Origin of the sequence: Pectobacterium jejuense (genome assembly GCF_026800125.1) — a bacterium.
Taxonomy (GTDB): Bacteria; Pseudomonadota; Gammaproteobacteria; order Enterobacterales; family Enterobacteriaceae; genus Pectobacterium; species Pectobacterium jejuense.
Genome location: NZ_JAPQKX010000044.1, coordinates 1 through 335 on the forward strand (window position 1 = coordinate 1; position 335 = coordinate 335).

The following is a 335-nucleotide window of genomic DNA, read 5'->3' on the forward strand; positions in this document are numbered from 1 at the left end:
CAGGCCGCCCGCTCGCCCGAGGCCATCGCCGTCCTCTTTGAAGACCAGCACCTCTCCTATGAGGCGCTCAACCGCCGTGCCAACCAGCTCGCGCACCACCTGCTTTCGCTCGGCGTCAAACCCGATGACCGCGTCGCCCTCTGCCTCGAGCGCAGCCCTGACATGGTGGTCAGCCTGCTCGGTATCCTCAAGGCCGGCGCCGCCTATGTTCCGATGGACCCCGCCTATCCGGCGGAGCGCCTCGCCTATATGCTCGACGATGCCGCCCCGGTTGTGCTCCTGACCCACTCATCACTGCGTGACGCTTTCCGACACTCGCTGCCAGTCGTGATGCT

The 335-nt window shown here is 66.3% G+C and carries 1 protein-coding gene; it reads left to right on the plus strand.

Annotated features, from left to right (window positions below; all coding sequences use genetic code 11):
* Positions 1-335, plus strand: a 335-nt coding sequence (locus tag NXT09_RS22375; RefSeq protein WP_268581197.1) for an AMP-binding protein, incomplete at both ends; no start/stop codon positions are given.